Here is a 17,041-nt window from a genome sequence, read left to right on the forward strand (position 1 = left end):
TATTATCACTTGCTGAGAAAGGTACTGCTGGCGAAGCTAGAACTTAGCATCGCCAGTGAAAGGGGTTTTAGTCTGCGTGTGGCGTTAAACTAATGTCTCTATACCGTAGTCGCTGCCATAGTTTTCAACGACAAAATCGATGTCTTTGTCACCACGGCCAGACAAGTTAAGCAATATCGATCCTTTTTCGCCTTGTTGAGCTAGCTTAATAGCATAGGCCACCGCATGAGCGGACTCGATGGCTGGGATGATGCCTTCTAGTCGAGATAGTTCAAAGAATGCATCGATGGCTTCTTGATCGTTGATGTGGCCATAATTCACTCGCCCAGAATCTTTTAGGTAGGCATGTTGTGGCCCAACCGACGGATAATCTAACCCACTTGCAACGGAGTAAACTTCTTGCGGTTCGCCGTTTTTGTCCGTCAGCATATAAGACTTGAAACCGTGCATGACTCCAGGCTCACCGAGTGTCAGCGTGGCCGCATGCTCACCAACGGAATGCAAATCGCGACCGGATGGTTCAACACCATAGATGGCGACTTGGTCGTCTTCTAAGAAGGCGCTAAAGAGTCCCATGGCGTTAGACCCACCTCCAACGCAGGCAACAAGATTGTTAGGTAAGGTATTGGTCATCTCTTGAAACTGGATACGAGCCTCGTTACCAATAATGGATTGGAAATCGCGAACCATCGCAGGGAAGGGGTGGGGGCCAACCACGGAACCAATTGCGTAGAGTTGAGTGTGTGGATCTGATAAATAAGCTTCAAATGCGGCATCTACCGCCTCTTTTAATGTTTTACGACCATGAGTAGCGGGGATGACGTTTGCTCCTAAAATACGCATCCGTACCACATTTGGGTGCTCTTTAGCGATATCGACTTCGCCCATATAAATATCACACTCAAGTCCGACTAATGCAGCTGCCGTCGCCAAGGCAACACCATGTTGTCCTGCGCCTGTTTCTGCAATCAGTTTCTTCTTACCCAGCTTTTTGGCAATTAAGGCTTCGCCTAAACAATGGTTGATCTTGTGAGCGCCAGTGTGGTTCAAATCTTCACGCTTTAAGTAAATATCAGCGCCGTATTTCTGTGAGAGATTTTGAGCATGGAAAATAGGACTTGGGCGACCAACAAAATGCTTATAAAGGCGGGCCAACTCGGCCTTGAAAGCCGGATCTTGGCGACATTCATCGTAGGCTGCACTAATCTCATCCATAATTTCTTTAAGCTGAGGTGGAATAAAACTTCCCCCATATTCGCCGAAATACCCGTCTTTATTTGGCATTTTGTGCTCAAAAGTATTTTCCATGATCGTTATCTCATTGGTTGTGAACGTTAGCTTGTTATAACGCAAATGAATGCATGTACACATGGATTCATTGCAAACTTGTGATTACTCACAATAGAAAATCGCGAGCGAGGAAGGGCGATGTGCTGAGAAATGTGGTGTCGCTAATATGCTCGGTGACACTCGAGGTATTGATTGACCTTGTTAAACGAGTTGCTTTTAACCGCTACGCTAACAGAAACTCTTTAAAGTGGATGGCGACGGCTGACGCCGTAGCAGGTGGCTGATAATAAACATTTAAGCTCCAAACACTGGTATCAAAATCCTCCAAAATGGGGATGATTTCGCCACGCTTAATGTAATCGTCGACCAAAAATAATGGCAAGTAGGCAATACCTGCCCCGTTTAATGTTGCCTGCAACAATAGGTCGCTATCGTTGACCTCGAGTGACTTAGGCACCTTTACTATCTGGCATTCATTATTTTGATGAAACACCCAGTCATTGCTGCCGGTCAGGGTGGTGGCAAATAGACATTGGTGGTTGGTTAACTCACAAGGAGCAGCAGGGGTCATATGTTTTGTCAGGTAGTCCGGTGAAGCGACAACGACAAATGGACTTTGCATGATTTCGCGGCGTACCAAATGCAGATCGCGCTCTCGGTAACCCTGATAGGAGGCATTGGCGCTGATGGTGATATCACTGTCAGCAGCATGATCGAGCGCCCAAGGGGTGATGTTGAGATTGAACGTCACGTTCGGGTTAGACGTTAAGTATTGGCTTATTTTTTCCATTAAGAAATGGTTAGCAAAGACGGGTGTGCAGATAATATCGATATGACCTTTATCGTACTGTTGATAATCTTGCATGCTACGCACCACGGCTTCCGAACGATCGACAATAATGGAAAAATCGTCGAAGAGTTTTTGACCCGCGGGTGTGGGTTTCAACAGGCGGTTATTACGTCGATATAGGGGCAAGCCAAACTTTTGCTCCAGCTCTTGTAACCATCGGCTTCCTGCGGAAACGGAGATATTCAGTTTTCGGGCCGCCGCTGAGATCGAACCTGTGCGTACGACATAAATAAAGAACGCCATTTTATCTAACATAGATTCTACCGCGGCTTATAGTGAAAAAGAAAACAGGCTATTCACTCAAATAGCCTGTTATTACGATGGTTGTGTGATTTATACAGTTGCTTCAGTTGTCTTAACTGGCGCTTTTTTGCCTAACTTTTTAGCCATGACCTTTTCCATATCTTCAAGGCTAACCCCTTTAGTTTCAGGGACATATTTAACAACAATCACCATACAAATCAGTGACAATGCTGCGAATACCCAGAAAGCAAAGGCGCCATTGAAGTTCTCTTTTAGATACGGGTTTTCATTGAGCATAGGGAAGCTTTGAGTGACGATGAATCCCGTAAACCACTGAGCACCAACCGCGATAGCCATCGCTCGTGAACGAATGCTGTTCGGGAATATTTCAGAAATCATGGTCCAGCATGCGCAGCCCCACGACGTCGCATAAGCCACCACATACAAACACAAGGCAAATAAAGCAGCGTAGCCTTCTGTTCCGGTGTAGAGGACATAGCCCACAATCGTCATGCCCAATGCACAGCCAAGCGTGCCGTATTTCATTAGTGGTAAGCGACCAACTTTATCGATTAAGTACATACCTAGTGCGTTACCAAGAATGAAAACAATGCCGACAAACGTTGTTTGGAATAACGCGTTTTCAGTACCACCCGCGATAGGTTTTAGAATTTCAGGTGTATAGTACATGATGACGTTAATACCAGTCAGTTGTTGCGCGGCGGCAACAAAGGTACCAATGACTAAAATTGAAAATAGAAGCGGTGAGCGTAGGCTGATTTTGCTGTTTTTTGATGCGTTTGCTGGCACTAATGATTTTTGAATATCAAGAATAACACGGTCAGCATGTTCAGGGTTTGATATACGGGAAAGGGTTTCTTTTGCTTTACCAAGTTGGCCCTTCAATACAAGCCAGCGTGGCGATTCTGGAATCATGATCAGTAAGCAACCAAATAATGCTGCAGGCAATACCTCTGATGCCAACATCCAGCGCCAACCGACATCAACCAGCCAAGCTTCAGACATGCCTTTGGCGATTAGGTAGTTAACGTAGAAGACGCCGGTTTGACCAATCACAGCGGATTGTTGGAACATACTGACCGCACGTCCTCGAAAATCTTTAGGCGCGACTTCCGACATATACATTGGAGAAACCACACAAGCGATGCCAACTGCCACGCCGCCCACGATTCTTAATAATACATAGATGGTAAAAGTGGGAGCAATGGCAGAACCAATGGCGGATATAATGAATAGTACCGCTGATAAGAATAATGCGCTTCGACGTCCATATTTAAGAGCAACGGTCCCCGCTGATACCGCGCCAATGATACTGCCCAGAACAACACTTGATACGGCCCAGCCAGTCTGCGCTGGTGTTAAGCCGAAATAATCTCTAATGGGTCCAATAGCACCTGATATTACGGCGGTATCGTAGCCGAGCAAGATCCCTCCTAATGCGGCGATACAACAAATTCTAACGATATAGGCGATATTGTGTTTATGAGACTGTGTCTCAGAGTTAGGTGACATTACATGCTCCTTTGTATGAGACCCGGCACTAACTTAACCATCAAATAAGGCAGTGTGGGCAGCTATCCGATCAACCAATGAATGTAGGGTAAGCGTATCGGATTCAATAAGTCGCCAGCGAATATAATAATAATTGTAAATACGTTTGATAAATATTTTTCATATTGGCGACGAGGTAAATCATAAAGCCTCAGGCTAAATAGGGCTATAAATTAAATGACCCATTGTTTTATAATGTTAAGTCGATCAACATATGGAAAATATTTATCGAATGTCATCATGGTGTTAAGTTATTGATTTAATTTAATATATCCCAAGTGTGATCTGTGCCACTTTTCCCCTTTAGCCCGCGAAAACCCTAGCTTTTTTCAACTTTCATTTAAATTTTCCATTAATTCATTTTGAGTGAAAAATATTTTTCATGATGTGTTTTTTAGATTATATTGGTCCCCAGTGAAGCAAACTGGTGCGGTCAACCTTTCTACCACATACGCATTTGCAGTGATTAGAAAATAACGGACCTCATTACATTTAACTTATAAAAACATTTTTGGAGTACGAACATGAGCAAAGTTCAATATGGAATTAGTCCTTTAACTTGGACAAACGATGATATGCCAGAGCTTGGTGGCGAAATCCCGTTGGAGACATGTTTGAGTGAAATGTCGGAATCTGGTTTTACTGGCACAGAGCTAGGGACAAAATACCCAAGAGAGCCAGAAGTTCTTATTCCACTGCTTAAAAACCACAATTTAGTGCTGGCGTCTGGTTGGTTCAGTGGCAATTTAATGACATTAACCGCCGAAGAAGAAATTGCAGAAATGCAAGGTCACATCCTCCTACTTAAAGCGGCTGGCTGTAAAGCGATGGTTTACGGTGAAGTGAGCAATACGGTTCATGGTGATATTACTAAGCCATTGTCATCTCGCGTTATTTTAACGGATGACGAGTGGAAAACGTACGCGGACAAATTGACAACGGTCGCTGACTACCTATTAAACAAGCACGATATCAAACTGTCTTTCCACCACCACGTGGGCACGATTGTTGAGACAGAAGAAGACATCAACCGCTTGATGGAACTGACGGGTGATTCTGTGTACCTCACTTTGGATACTGGTCACATCACGTACGGTGGTGGTAATCCAGTCAATATTATTGAGCGCTGGGGTCACCGTATTGGTCATATGCACTTTAAAGATCTGCGTATTGAAGTGATGAATGCGGCGCGTGATGCAGACAAATCATTCCTAAATGCAGTGCTTGATGGCGTGTTTACCGTTCCAGGTACCGGCGATGTGAATTATGACGACGTGTTTGCGGCGCTTAAAGCCCGTAACTACGAAGGCTGGTTATTAGTCGAAGCCGAGCAAGATCCGGCTAAAGCACATCCACTAACGTTTGCAAAAACCGCGTACGAGAACATCACAGGCTACGCGAATAAATACGGCTTGTAATAAAAAATGGCTTATTGAAGGGGAACCCAACAATAAGCCAAAAAGTCGACATATATGGAATACGCAATTGGCACGGCAATGTACCAATTGCGTGTAAGAAATATCGAGGAAGAAGATGAAAACTGTACGCCTAACTGTTGCTGAAGCCCTAGCGAAATACCTTGCAGCGCAGAAAATTGTAGTCGATGGAAAAGAAGAGCAACTGTTTGGTGCTGCCTTTGCCATTTTTGGTCACGGCAATGTGACATGTTTTGGTCAGCAGCTTAAGAATATCGAAGAACAAATCCCGACGTGGCGTGGTCAAAACGAGCAATCCATGGCGACCGCGGCCATTGCTTATGCAAAAGCGAATAAACGCCAACGTATTGGCATCGCGACGAGCTCAATTGGACCTGGCGCAACGAACATGGTCACTGCAGCGGGTATTGCTCATACTAACCGCCTGCCTCTCTTACTTATTTCGGGTGATGCTTACGTGAGTCGTCTACCAGACCCTGTGCTTCAGCAACCAGAAAACTTTGAAGATCCATCGGTCACCTCTAACGACGCGTTCAAACCTCTTACTCGTTATTGGGATCGTGTGTTGTCGCCTTCACAGCTGATGCATACGCTACCTCAAGCGCTAGATACCATGCTTGACCCAGCAACTTGTGGTCCAGTTTTCCTTGGCTTGCCTCAAGATGTCCAAGGCTTGGCTTATGATTTCCCGGAAGTCTTTTTTGCTGAAAAATGTCACCGAATCCGTCGCCCTGAGCCGGAAATGATTGTGCTCGAAGAAGCGAAAGCGATTCTAACTCAAGCGAAAAAACCACTGATTATTTCTGGTGGTGGGGTGCATTACTCATTGGCGACCGATGAACTTGCGGCATTTGCTGCTAAGCACAATATTCCAGTGGTGGAAACCATTGCTGGTCGCGCCACTATGCTGCAAGACAACCCGTTGAATGCTGGGCCTATTGGTGTGACAGGTTCTAATTCTGCCAACCACATGGCGAATGAAGCCGACGTGGTGGTTGCCATTGGTACGCGTTTACAAGACTTCACCACTGGTTCTTGGAGCGTATTTAAAAACCCAGATATGCAACTTATTAGCATCAACGTGGCTAAATTTGATGCGATTAAACACCGTTCACACCCAGTGTTGGGTGATGCACAAACCTGTATGAACAAGCTTTCAGGCCTGTTGGCGGACTGGCGCTCAAGTGACGAGTGGGCTGCGAAAGCCAAAGCAGAAGCGGATGAGTGGAAAGCGTTGGTTCACCGACGCACCCACCCACAAGACGGTGAATTACTTGCGGGTACCTCTTCTTATGCTGAGGTAATTGGCAAACTTAATCACAGTATGGAAGAGGGTGACACCGTTCTGACTGCCGCTGGTGGCTTACCCGCTGAGCTCTCGATGAACTGGCAAAACTACCAAATTGGTAAATTTGATATCGACTTTGGTTATTCCTGCATGGGTTACGAAATTGCGGGTGGCTGGGGCGCTAAAATTGCCAACCCTGATAATGATGTCGTGGTTCTTGTCGGTGATGGTTCATACCTAATCCAAAACTCGGACATTTACTCGTCAGTGCTAACTGGGCACAAAATGATTGTCGTAGTGTGTGACAACGGTGGTTTCGCCGTTATCAACAAACTACAAAACAACACGGGCAACGAGTCATTTAATAACTTGCTAGAAGATTGTCGTCGACCAGATGGTGAGTTGGCTCGCGTCGATTTTGCCAAGCACGCTGAAGCACAAGGCGCGATAAGTGAAAAATTAACCTCAATAACTGAATTTGATGCCGCGTTTGCAAGAGCAAAAGAAGCGGACCGCACTTACGTCATTGTTGTTGATATTGACCCGGTTTCTCCAGCTGCTTGGTCTAAGTGTGACTGTTGGTGGGAAGTTGGGCTTCCTGAAGTGACTCGCAATGAAGAGACCGCCAAGAAAGTGGCCGACTGGGAAGAAGGTCGCGTCAGTCAGCGCCGCGGTGTTTAAAAAGAATATTACAAAATCTCAATAACTTAACCACGATACATCCGTGTGATCGGATGTATCAGGTAACGGAGCAAAATTATGTTTAATGAAGAACGTCGCTTTGAACAACCTCTACGCTGGGCAATGATTGGTGGAGGACGTGGTAGTCAGATTGGTTATTCCCACCGCAATGCTGCGCAGCGTGATGGTTTGTTCAAATTAGTCGCTGGAGCGTTTGATCTTGACGCCGATCGCTGCCGTGACTTTGGTACCAACTTGGGCTTAGCTGGCGATCGTTGCTACGCCAACTATAAAGAAATGTTTGCTGCGGAAGCGCAGCGTGAAGATGGCATTCAGGCGGTGTCTATCGCAACACCAAACTCAACGCACTATGAAATCTGCAAAGCGGCTCTAGAAGCCAATCTTCATGTGGTCTGTGAAAAACCGATCACTTTTACTTCAGAAGAAGCAGAAGAGCTAAAAGTCATCGCCGCTCAAAACAACCGTGTCATTGGTGTGATGTACGGCTACAGCGGTTTCCCTATGGTTCAGCAAGCGCGTGAAATGGTACAGCGTGGTGATTTAGGTGACATTCGCGTCATCAACATGCAATTTGCTCACGGGTTTCACAATGAAGAATATGAACTTAACGATCCAGGTTTGAAATGGCGTGTTAGCCCAGAAGTTTCAGGCCCAACTTATGTGTTAGGTGATATTGGCACCCACGCCTTTTACTTGTGTGAAGTGATGACAGGCTTAGAGGTCGACCGTTTGTCTTGCATGCGTCAAAGCTTCATTAAGTCACGCACGCCGTTAGAAGATAACGCGCACGTCATGATGGAATTTAAAGGCGGCGCGGTCGGGACACTTTGGGCATCAGCGGTGAATGCAGGTTCTATGCACCAACAGAAAATCCGAATCGTCGGCTCAAAAGCGTCGATTGAATGGTGGGATGAGCAGCCCAACCAACTTCGCTTAGAAGTCCAAGGTGAGCCATCGCGCATCTTAGAGCGTGGCATGGGTTACTTGCACCAAGATGCACCGGGTGTGGCAGCGAATCGCGTTGGCGGTGGTCATGCAGAAGGCTATTTTGAGTCTTGGGCGAACCTTTATCACCGTTTTGCACTGGCTTTTGATGCCGCTGATCGTGATGACCAAAATGCCTTGTCTGAGATTTGGTTCCCAGGCATTGACGCTGGTATCGAGGGGGTTCGTTTATGCGAGAAGTGTGTGGAGTCTGCAGACCAAAATGCGGCTTGGGTAGAATACAACTAATAGGGAAACACTATGACTAAGATTGCACTCCCTCAGGATCGCAAGCTCGACGCCATCGTGTTAGGTCGCGCTGGGGTTGACCTTTATGCGCGTGAATTTAATACCGACATGGCCGACATTACCGGTTTCAACAAATTTGTGGGCGGATCAGCAGCAAACATTGCGGTGGCGATTAGCCGCTTGGGCGGTAAAACCGGGTTTATTGGCTGTGTTGCCAATGATGCGTTTGGTGGCTACGTCAAAGGCTACATGCAAGAGCAGGGTATTAACCTTGACGGCATGATGACGGATGACTCGGGTTCTCGTACTTCGGTGGCGTTTACTGAAATGAAGCCCAGTGACTGTACGGTTCTTATCTATCGCAACAACGCCTCTGACCTCACTATCAAGCCAGAGCAAGTGAGTGCGGACTATATTGCCAGCTCAAAAACACTGGTGGTAACGGGTACTGCGCTATCTGAAAGCCCAAGCCGAGAAGCCACGCTTATCGCGATGGAACATGCTCGCAGAAGCGGCACGGTGGTGATTCTTGATGTGGATTATCGTCCTTATTCATGGCGCACCGATGTGGATGCGTCGATTTATTACGGCATTGCCGCAGGTCTGTCTGACATCGTGATTGGTAATCGCGAAGAGTTCGACATGATGGAAACCGTCCTTGCTCCAGGTAACAAAGATGATGACCAAACCGCGCAGCGTTTTTTACGTGAAAACACGCAGGTTGTTGTGATCAAAGCGGGCGAGCTGGGCTCTAAAGTGTATTGCAAAGATGGCTATAAATTTGAGCAAGGCATTTTTAGAGTGAAAGCAAACAAACCGTTTGGCTCTGGTGATTCATTTGCAGGTGGACTGATTTGGACCTTGGTGAACGGCGGTGAACTAGAGGACGGTGTTCGTCATGGAACCGCGGCGGCGGCCATTAACGTGAGTGGCACCAGTTGTACAGAAGCCATGCCAACAAAAGAACAGTTGCTCGACTTTGTAGAGAGTAGAGCATAACGCTTTGGGCTTGAACCTTCATTTATCACGAGGGTGTAAGTCAGCCGGGTCGGTATTTTTATAGTAATAAGACACTATGGATTGCAACCATCTCGACCCGGCATTTTTGTCCGTAATGAGTGAAACAATAAAAATTATGTTGAGTGGCGAAGACGACTCAACGATAGAGGAGAAGGAAATATGGGTAAGCATATACCCCCGTTCAACAACCAAAACCAGCCGATTGTCGATGTGAATGATGACGTCACCCCGCTTTGTTATTTTAACCAAGTACGTTTGAGCCAGAGCGAGCAACATATCCATACCGTTGAAGGCTATGAATCTGTGATTGTTCTCGCGGGTGGCACATGTTGTATTACGGTGAGTAATGGCAGCGATGAACCACAGGTGTTTGATAATATTGGTAAACGACGAACCGTTTGGGATGGTGAACCAGAGTCTGTCTATGTTCCTCTGGGCTATACCGCAACTATCGATTGTGTCAGTGAGGACGCGGACGTGATGATTGCAGGCGGTAAATTCGATGCCTCTTTAGAACCGTTTTGTGTACGAGCAGACGAAGTGGAAATGGTTCAGTACGGTTCTGATGACACAAAAACACACCGTAAAATCAAACACGTTTTGGGTCAAAGTAATGCCGATAAACGCGGACGTTTACTCGTAAGCGAGTTGTTTACTGTCGGCGCTGGTGGTTGGTCGGGTTTCCCACCGCATAAACATGACGAAGACCGCATCAAAGAAGATGGCAGCAAAGAAACGCTGTATGAGGAAGTGTACCAATTCCGCTTCAACCCTGACTTTGGTTTTGGCGCTCAGTTCCTTTATGAACATGAAGACGACTTTGGCCCGGTGTACCACGTTCGAACGGGCTCTGTGATTGCGATAGACAAGGGTTATCACCCTAGCGTCGCGGCGCCTGGCTATGAAATGTATTACTTCACTATCATCGTGGGTAAAACCTCGAAGTCTTTAGTTCAACACTTTGACCCTCACCATGAGTATCAGGTTGAGACCATTCCGGGCATCAAGGACATGATAGCCAAGTTTAAATAAGGGGAACGTTATGCTGGTTAATTTAAACGATTTATTGCCTGACGCTGCAGCGTCTAATTACTCGGTACCGTGTTTTAACGTTTTTGGCTTTGAGGATGCGCGCGCCGTTGTGGAAGCGGCGGAAGAAGTGAACAAAGCGGTGATCTTGGCATGTAATAAAGACGTGGTGGATTTTTATGGTGTCGAAACCGCGGCTGCGATGTTTCTGGGTCTCGCGACCAAAAGCACAGTGCCAGTGTGTTTGCATCTAGATCATACTTACGAAGAAGACATCGTGTTTCGAGCGCTAAAAGCGGGTTTTAGTTCTGTTATGTTTGACGGCTCTCAGCTTAGCTTAGAAGAGAATATTGCACGCACTCGTAAGGTCGCGGATGTGGCGCATGCGCTTGGCGCATCGGTAGAGGGTGAAATAGGGTCGGTACCTTATGATGAAGGTAGAGATCATATTAAAACGATTGATACGAGTCCGGAAGACGCCGCGAGATTCGCCCGCGAAAGTGGTGCCGATTGTGTGGCTATCTCTGTAGGAAATATCCACCGTTTGACCGAGCCAACATGCACCATTGATTTTGGTTTGCTTGACCGGATCGCCGCTGAAGTGCCTATTCCATTAGTAATTCATGGAACCAGTGGAATTCGTGATGAAGATATGGAAAAACTCAAGCACAGCAGGGTTTCAAAGTTCAATATCGGTACCTGCTTGAGGCAGGCACTTGGCAACAATTTACGTGGTTATATGAATGATGAGCCTGAAAAATTTGACCGTATTTACTTCATGCAAAAAGCGATGCCATACGTGAAAGAAGAAGCAATACGAAACTTTGAGCTTTTATCTTAGAATTAATACCCCAGAGTGCTGAGCCTTGGGGTATTATTGATTTTATAACACCAGAAAAACAGGAAAGATGTAGGGTATGGAAGTTGAAACTACGGAAATTCTTCAAGTGCCTGCTGATTTAGATTCGCTAAAAGAGCTGATCGTAAAGCGTTACGACACGCTTAGCCAACGGTTACAACAAGTGGCAGATTATGTGTTGGCTCAACCAATGATGGTCGCCGTTGAAACGATGGCAACGATTGCGGAACAAGCCAATGTCCCGTTATCGACACTCAGTCGATTTTCCAATGCAATGGGCTTTAGCGGTTTTAGCCACATGCAGGCGTTGTTTCGTGATCAGTATCTAAACAGACCTCGTGATTATAAAGACCGAGTGCGCAAGGCAAGAGACCAAGACACATATCGACCTGAATCACCTACCGCGATCTTCAATGACTATTGTGCGGCGAATGTGGATGCGATAGAAAAACTGCAAGTATCAGTCTCGCCTCATAAATTAGAACGTGCTGTCAGCTTAATGGACCAAGCTGAGACCATTTATATCCAAGGGATGCGCCGAGCGTACCCGGTGGCGTTCTATCTTTGGTATGCGTTGATGAAATCGGATAATAACGTGGTTCTGTTAGATGATCACGGTGGCATGCTAACGCCGATGATACGTAACATGAATGAGAAAGATGTGCTCTTTACAGTGACGTTCGCACCGTATGCGATGGAAACGAGTAACGTGATTGAATGCGCGCACGACAGAGGCGTTCCTATTATTGCTATTGCGGATAATCAGATGATGGCGCACGGCAGTAAAATGGACGTATGTTTTGAGGTAGAGGAGGGCGAAGTGATGGGCTTTCGTTCTTTGAGCTCTTCAATGTATCTTGCTCAGACATTAGCCGTTAGCTTAATGTGCCGAGAAATTAAGTAGCGTGAGGGGGACAATGTTTCGCTCACCTCAATATGAAAAAGCCGATGATTCATCGGCTTTTTTTATGCTTTCAATTTATTGAGGACTGGTCGCACTTTTTTCAGATCAGTTAAATAGACGTTTCATGCCGAAAAGCATGCTCGTCGCCGTGTCGTAATGGTCGCCTTCCCACAGCTGGTCATTTAAAAATTCCCCAGAGTAGAACCCATCATACCCCGTGCTTTGTATCGCGGCTGTCCATTCTTGTAGAGGGATCTCCCCTTGTCCTATTAGGCAGTTACGCAGTTCTTTTTCATCAACCCAAGGTGCGCCTATATCAGGGCGGTGACCATCCGATATATGGACGTTGTAGATTAGAGATGCGTCAATCTTCGCGATGTCTTCCGGTGTCGCGCCACGACACGCCCAAAAATGCCACGTGTCTAAAACAAAACCAAAATTATCGCGATTTACCGCATCGTGCAGCTGGAAGTAGTGTTTCAATGTTGCAATTGGCGTCCATGCCGCGCCTTCATATTGAAAGCGAATGCCATGTTCTTTACCGATGTCGGCGATGCTCCGAATATTTTGAGCGGTAATTCGGATGTTATCCTCAGTGGATAGTCCAGTAAGCGCTTCGAATGCGTTTAATTGGATGGTTGGTGCGCCAATATCTTTAGCAAACTGACATAGAATTTCGGTGTCTTTGAAAAGCTGCTTTTGCGCAGCGCTGCCTGTGCTCTCGACACTCCCGATAATATCAATAGCGGAAGGAGCGATATTAGCATCTTGTAGGCGAGTTTTTAGCTCTTGGCTAGTGAGGCCAGCGTTGATGTAACGCCATAGTTTCTCTGTGTGAATCTCTAGACCGTCATAGCCGGTCTCTTTGGCTAGACGAATATCGCTGACAATATTGTTGTGCAGTGAGCACATTCCATGCAATGCGTAACGCATAAATTATCCTTCTATAGTTATGAGCCGTCATCTTGCTATCCACGTTCGATTTCGTCGGTGGCGTTTAACAGAGTAAACTCTATTTTCAATCGCGTGATAAATATTTTCCAATTCCTTTTTCTCTTTATGTGACTACACATCAGTATTTACATTGAACTAGGCATTGCGTGAGTTTTTTGGTAGGTTTCTAGCGGGTTTTAAGGTAACTTTGTGTGATAATTATTTTTCATCTTGTCGTTGTTGATGCGTATTTTTTGGACTGCGGTTTATTAGTAAGCGTAGGGTTGAAGAGCGAAGACGAGAAATAATAGGCTTCATGGATGCGGTATTCGCATTTATCTTTTTAACGCTTACGTTCAGTAATGACGTACGTGACATGGCAAGGAAATTAGTATGTTTAACATTGCTTTATTTGGTGCGGGCCGTATTGGTAAAGTACACGCCGTCAATATCCATAATCATCCTGACACCAAGCTGTATTCGATAGTAGACCCTTATGTTGAGGGAGCCAATCAACTGGCTCTGCAATATAATGCGAAGATCCAAACAATAGAGGAGGCAATGCTAGACCCAGATGTACATGGGGTGTGCATAGGCTCTGCAACGGATACTCATGCCAATTTTATTGAGCTTGCAGCACAAAATGGTAAAACTATCTTGTGTGAAAAACCGATAGATTTGGAGCTAAGCCGTGTGCGAGATTGTTTGGCAGTGCTGGCGAAAACCCCGGTTTCTATGCTAGTTGGATTCAATCGTCGATTTGATCCACAATTCAAAAAGCTTAAGTCGCAGTTTGGCGCTGGTGTGATTGGAAAAGCAGAATCATTACTGATTACTTCGCGAGATCCCTCTCCCCCTCCTGCCAACTATGCTAAAGCCTCGGGTGGTATGTTTCGTGATATGAGTATTCATGACCTTGATATGGCTCGTTATATTCTAGGCGAGGATCCTATCGCTATTACCGCTCACGGAAGCTGTATGGTAGACAAAGAGATAGGAGAAGCAGGGGATATTGACACTGCCGTCATTGTTATGAATTTTCCATCGGGCGCTATTGCGACTATTTCAAACAGTCGTCGCTCTGGTTATGGTTATGATCAACGTATGGAACTGCATGGCGAGAAAGGGCTACTGCAAGCGGGCAATATGAAAGAAGATCTCGTTCAGCACTGGGGTGAAAGTGGTTGTGTTAGTGCAAAACCACAATACTTCTTTTTAGAGCGATATGAGCAAGCTTACATTGCCGAGTGGGCCCATTTTGTCGATGTTCTAGCAGGAAAAGCAACGCCTATCTGTGATGGCAACGATGGCGAACGCGCCTTGGTACTAGCCGAGGCGGCTTTAGAGTCGATGCAAACAGGTAAAACGGTGCTTCTTTAATTCTTATCGATTTGGCAGCACGTATTCTTCAGGAGTGCTGCCTTGTTTAAATGCGAGCGCGACCGCGATGGACTGCACTAAACATAACGAAGCGGACTGTGAGCGAAAAGCGTCAACCTTCGCCTCTTTCACGACAAAGCATACGTCACTGTACTCCGCCAACGGACTGACTAGACTGTCGGTAATCATGATTTGCTTCGCCCCAGCTTTACTTGCTAATTTATTTAGATTGACGGTTTCCTGAGCGTAGGGCGAAAAGCTGATTGAAACCACGGCGTCGTTTGCTCCAACCATACTAAGTTGCTCTTCATACATACCTCCTAATCCATCAATCAGAAATGCTCGGCACTCTAAGTGGCGCAGCGCATAAGTAAAGTAGGAAGCAACACTGAAAGAACGGCGTTGCCCAATGAGATAGATGTTGTCAGCGCTGGCCAAAATGTCGAGTGCTTGCTGAAGCTTTTCGGGCGATGTTTGCTGAGCAAGCTGCAGCATGGCTTGAGAATTTTCGTTAGCAAACTCATGTAAAATGTCCAAGGGTGTTTCTCTAGGGTGATCGTCACTGAGCGCTTTGACTAACTTTGCCCGCAGTGTGTAGCTGGTTGTCTCATCGACCAGGTGTTGACGAAATATTTGTTTCAGTTCATTAAAGCCACTGTAATTAAACGCATTCGCAAAACGGATTAATGTTGATGGGGGAACATCGGCGGCTTTGGCAATAACGGCGACGGTATCGAAGGCAATGCTGTTGGGGTTTTCCAGAACGTAGTGGGCGACTTGCTGCAAGCGTTTGCTTAACTTACTGTGTTGTTGACGAATTTGGCTTTCAAGTTCGCTAAGGTTGCTTGCAGAACCCATAATAAATACCTTTAGAATGTCTACGCCAGACGCAGCTGGCTTGGTGAATGACTATAGTACAGAGCTATTCACCGATGTGAAATAGCGAAAACAGAAATGAAACACTTATTTCATTACTTCATTATTTTTAACTCTAGATTTTGTATCAGTTCGGCTTTTTAGCATCAGTAACCTTTCGTCATCGTCATTTTTGGCAACGCCTCCCTTTAGTCACAGTCACCGCTTTAGGTGTCGCGTATTCGTCAACGTGAGCTTGCCATATCGTAATAAAAAAAAAGCCACGATAGCAGGACACTTCGTGGCACGGAAAACCTCAGGGGAGGTCCCTACATTCAATCTTCTGTGGTAACGGTGTATCTAGAGTGTGTTGTATGACGGCTATTTGCTTTTCTTCTGGCGCTTCATATCAAAGATAACCGCGACAACAATCACCAAGCCTTTGACGACTTGTTGCCAGTAAGCGGAAACATTGAGTAGGTCGAGACCATTTTGCAGTACACCCATAATCATCGTGCCGACAATCGTGCCTTGAATGGTACCAATTCCGCCAGCGTGCGATACGCCGCCGACCGTTGCTGCCGCAATCGCATCAAGTTCGTACATGTTACCCAATCCAGGTTGCCCGGAGTTAATACGAGCCGTCAGAATTAAGGCTGCAATACCGGCGAGGAAACCTGCATAGACATAGACCAGGATTTTGTATTTTGTCACGTTAATCCCTGACACATAGGCGGCGGTTTCGTTACCACCGATGGCGTAAGCGTATTTGCCAAATCGGGTGTAATTGAGTAACAAATAAGTAAATAGCGCCATGACGAGGAATATCACCACAGGCACTGGAATACCCGCAATGCTACCTTGACCTATCCATTGGTAGGAATCGATTAGGCTACTGATAGGGCGGCCGTCTGAATATAAAAGCGCAGCGCCACGAGCGATGATCATCATGCCTAAGGTAGCAATAAATGGTGGGATGCCCGTGTAAGCGATCAGTGCTCCGTTAATTAAGCCACAAAAAGCCCCCACACCGAGCGCGACCAAAATAGGCACAATAACCGGCAGTTCAGGCAAGTTTGGGTACATTCTCATGCCCCAGTCGAGGGTTTGCGCGGTACTGGCTGATACCACGGCTGCTACCGCTAACACCGAACCTGAAGATAAGTCTATCCCGCGGGTGATGATGATGATGGTGACGCCTAACGCAAGTAGACCGATACTGGCCATCTGTGTCATTACATTGAGTAAGTTAGCGACGGTGAGAAAAACCGGAGATAAAATGCTCATGACCACGCACATGGCAACAAAGACGACATAGATGGCGTATTTGGAAATAAAACGAGTTTTGTTGCCAGTTTTCGGTTGATCCGACGTGGCTTGAAGAAGTTTAGCTATCATAACTACTTTCCTTGATAGGTTGGGCTAGCTTGCGGTGCCAATTAAACAC

The 17,041-nt window shown here is 46.1% G+C and carries 14 protein-coding genes; 8 read left to right on the forward strand and 6 right to left on the reverse strand.

What is annotated here, in order from left to right; all coding sequences use genetic code 11:
• Positions 1-84 precede the first annotated feature (84 nt).
• From trpB to L4D74_RS10825, 3 genes are all read right to left on the reverse strand, one after another.
• Positions 85-1,284, reverse strand: a complete 1,200-nt coding sequence (gene trpB, locus L4D74_RS10815) for a tryptophan synthase subunit beta (RefSeq protein WP_428752262.1) — start codon at positions 1,282-1,284, stop codon at positions 85-87.
• Positions 1,285-1,513: 229 nt separating this feature from the next.
• On the reverse strand, positions 1,514-2,395 hold the full coding sequence (locus tag L4D74_RS10820; RefSeq protein WP_265676825.1) for a LysR family transcriptional regulator: 882 nt from the start codon (positions 2,393-2,395) through the stop codon (positions 1,514-1,516).
• A gap of 78 nt (positions 2,396-2,473) precedes the next feature.
• Complete coding sequence (locus L4D74_RS10825; RefSeq protein ID WP_265676824.1) at positions 2,474-3,916, reverse strand: sugar porter family MFS transporter; 1,443 nt, start codon at positions 3,914-3,916, stop codon at positions 2,474-2,476.
• Between the two features lie 563 nt (positions 3,917-4,479).
• Between L4D74_RS10825 and iolE the strand changes: the two genes are divergently transcribed.
• From iolE to L4D74_RS10860, 7 genes are all read left to right on the forward strand, one after another.
• The gene (iolE, locus tag L4D74_RS10830) at positions 4,480-5,373 is read left to right on the forward strand and encodes a myo-inosose-2 dehydratase (RefSeq protein ID WP_265676823.1); all 894 of its coding nucleotides are present in this window, start codon (positions 4,480-4,482) and stop codon (positions 5,371-5,373) included.
• A 115-nt stretch (positions 5,374-5,488) separates the two neighbouring features.
• Entirely contained in the window at positions 5,489-7,360 is a 1,872-nt protein-coding gene (gene iolD / locus L4D74_RS10835; protein ID WP_265676822.1) for a 3D-(3,5/4)-trihydroxycyclohexane-1,2-dione acylhydrolase (decyclizing), read from the forward strand.
• 78 nt (positions 7,361-7,438) lie between these two features.
• Positions 7,439-8,614: a Gfo/Idh/MocA family protein gene (locus L4D74_RS10840; protein WP_265676821.1), complete on the forward strand. Its 1,176-nt coding sequence runs from the start codon at positions 7,439-7,441 to the stop codon at positions 8,612-8,614.
• A gap of 12 nt (positions 8,615-8,626) precedes the next feature.
• Positions 8,627-9,613, forward strand: coding sequence for a 5-dehydro-2-deoxygluconokinase (gene iolC / locus L4D74_RS10845; RefSeq protein WP_265676820.1), 987 nt, complete (start codon positions 8,627-8,629; stop codon positions 9,611-9,613).
• A 180-nt stretch (positions 9,614-9,793) separates the two neighbouring features.
• Positions 9,794-10,666 carry a 5-deoxy-glucuronate isomerase gene (locus L4D74_RS10850; protein WP_265676819.1) on the forward strand — a complete coding sequence of 291 codons (873 nt, stop codon included), beginning with the start codon at positions 9,794-9,796 and terminating at the stop codon, positions 10,664-10,666.
• 10 nt (positions 10,667-10,676) lie between these two features.
• Entirely contained in the window at positions 10,677-11,504 is an 828-nt protein-coding gene (locus tag L4D74_RS10855; protein WP_265676818.1) for a class II fructose-bisphosphate aldolase, read from the forward strand.
• Positions 11,505-11,580: 76 nt separating this feature from the next.
• Positions 11,581-12,426, forward strand: a complete 846-nt coding sequence (locus L4D74_RS10860; RefSeq protein WP_265676817.1) for a MurR/RpiR family transcriptional regulator — start codon at positions 11,581-11,583, stop codon at positions 12,424-12,426.
• A gap of 105 nt (positions 12,427-12,531) precedes the next feature.
• On the opposite strand, the gene L4D74_RS10865 is transcribed toward L4D74_RS10860, so the two are convergent.
• Complete coding sequence (locus tag L4D74_RS10865; RefSeq protein WP_265676816.1) at positions 12,532-13,359, reverse strand: sugar phosphate isomerase/epimerase family protein; 828 nt, start codon at positions 13,357-13,359, stop codon at positions 12,532-12,534.
• 393 nt (positions 13,360-13,752) lie between these two features.
• On the opposite strand from L4D74_RS10865, the gene iolG reads away from it, so the two are divergent.
• The gene (gene iolG, locus L4D74_RS10870; protein ID WP_428752138.1) at positions 13,753-14,739 is read left to right on the forward strand and encodes an inositol 2-dehydrogenase; all 987 of its coding nucleotides are present in this window, start codon (positions 13,753-13,755) and stop codon (positions 14,737-14,739) included.
• A 3-nt stretch (positions 14,740-14,742) separates the two neighbouring features.
• Here the strand turns inward: iolG and L4D74_RS10875 are convergent, their stop codons facing one another.
• Positions 14,743-15,597 (reverse strand): MurR/RpiR family transcriptional regulator, encoded by an 855-nt coding sequence (locus L4D74_RS10875; protein ID WP_428752139.1) that lies wholly within the window; start codon positions 15,595-15,597, stop codon positions 14,743-14,745.
• Between the two features lie 378 nt (positions 15,598-15,975).
• Positions 15,976-16,992: an ABC transporter permease gene (locus L4D74_RS10880; RefSeq protein WP_265676813.1), complete on the reverse strand. Its 1,017-nt coding sequence runs from the start codon at positions 16,990-16,992 to the stop codon at positions 15,976-15,978.
• Positions 16,993-17,041 lie beyond the last annotated feature (49 nt).

The organism is Vibrio cionasavignyae (assembly GCF_050337155.1).
In the GTDB taxonomy this organism is placed as follows: Bacteria; Pseudomonadota; Gammaproteobacteria; order Enterobacterales; family Vibrionaceae; genus Vibrio; species Vibrio nomapromontoriensis.

Coding starts and splice junctions, on each gene's coding strand:
- trpB (WP_428752262.1), bottom strand. CDS start 1,284: ATGCCAAATAAAGACGGGTATTTCGGCGAATATGGGGGAAGTTTTATT.
- L4D74_RS10820 (WP_265676825.1), bottom strand. CDS start 2,395: ATGTTAGATAAAATGGCGTTCTTTATTTATGTCGTACGCACAGGTTCG.
- L4D74_RS10825 (WP_265676824.1), bottom strand. CDS start 3,916: ATGTCACCTAACTCTGAGACACAGTCTCATAAACACAATATCGCCTAT.
- iolE (WP_265676823.1), top strand. CDS start 4,480: ATGAGCAAAGTTCAATATGGAATTAGTCCTTTAACTTGGACAAACGAT.
- iolD (WP_265676822.1), top strand. CDS start 5,489: ATGAAAACTGTACGCCTAACTGTTGCTGAAGCCCTAGCGAAATACCTT.
- L4D74_RS10840 (WP_265676821.1), top strand. CDS start 7,439: ATGTTTAATGAAGAACGTCGCTTTGAACAACCTCTACGCTGGGCAATG.
- iolC (WP_265676820.1), top strand. CDS start 8,627: ATGACTAAGATTGCACTCCCTCAGGATCGCAAGCTCGACGCCATCGTG.
- L4D74_RS10850 (WP_265676819.1), top strand. CDS start 9,794: ATGGGTAAGCATATACCCCCGTTCAACAACCAAAACCAGCCGATTGTC.
- L4D74_RS10855 (WP_265676818.1), top strand. CDS start 10,677: ATGCTGGTTAATTTAAACGATTTATTGCCTGACGCTGCAGCGTCTAAT.
- L4D74_RS10860 (WP_265676817.1), top strand. CDS start 11,581: ATGGAAGTTGAAACTACGGAAATTCTTCAAGTGCCTGCTGATTTAGAT.
- L4D74_RS10865 (WP_265676816.1), bottom strand. CDS start 13,359: ATGCGTTACGCATTGCATGGAATGTGCTCACTGCACAACAATATTGTC.
- iolG (WP_428752138.1), top strand. CDS start 13,753: ATGTTTAACATTGCTTTATTTGGTGCGGGCCGTATTGGTAAAGTACAC.
- L4D74_RS10875 (WP_428752139.1), bottom strand. CDS start 15,597: ATGGGTTCTGCAAGCAACCTTAGCGAACTTGAAAGCCAAATTCGTCAA.
- L4D74_RS10880 (WP_265676813.1), bottom strand. CDS start 16,992: ATGATAGCTAAACTTCTTCAAGCCACGTCGGATCAACCGAAAACTGGC.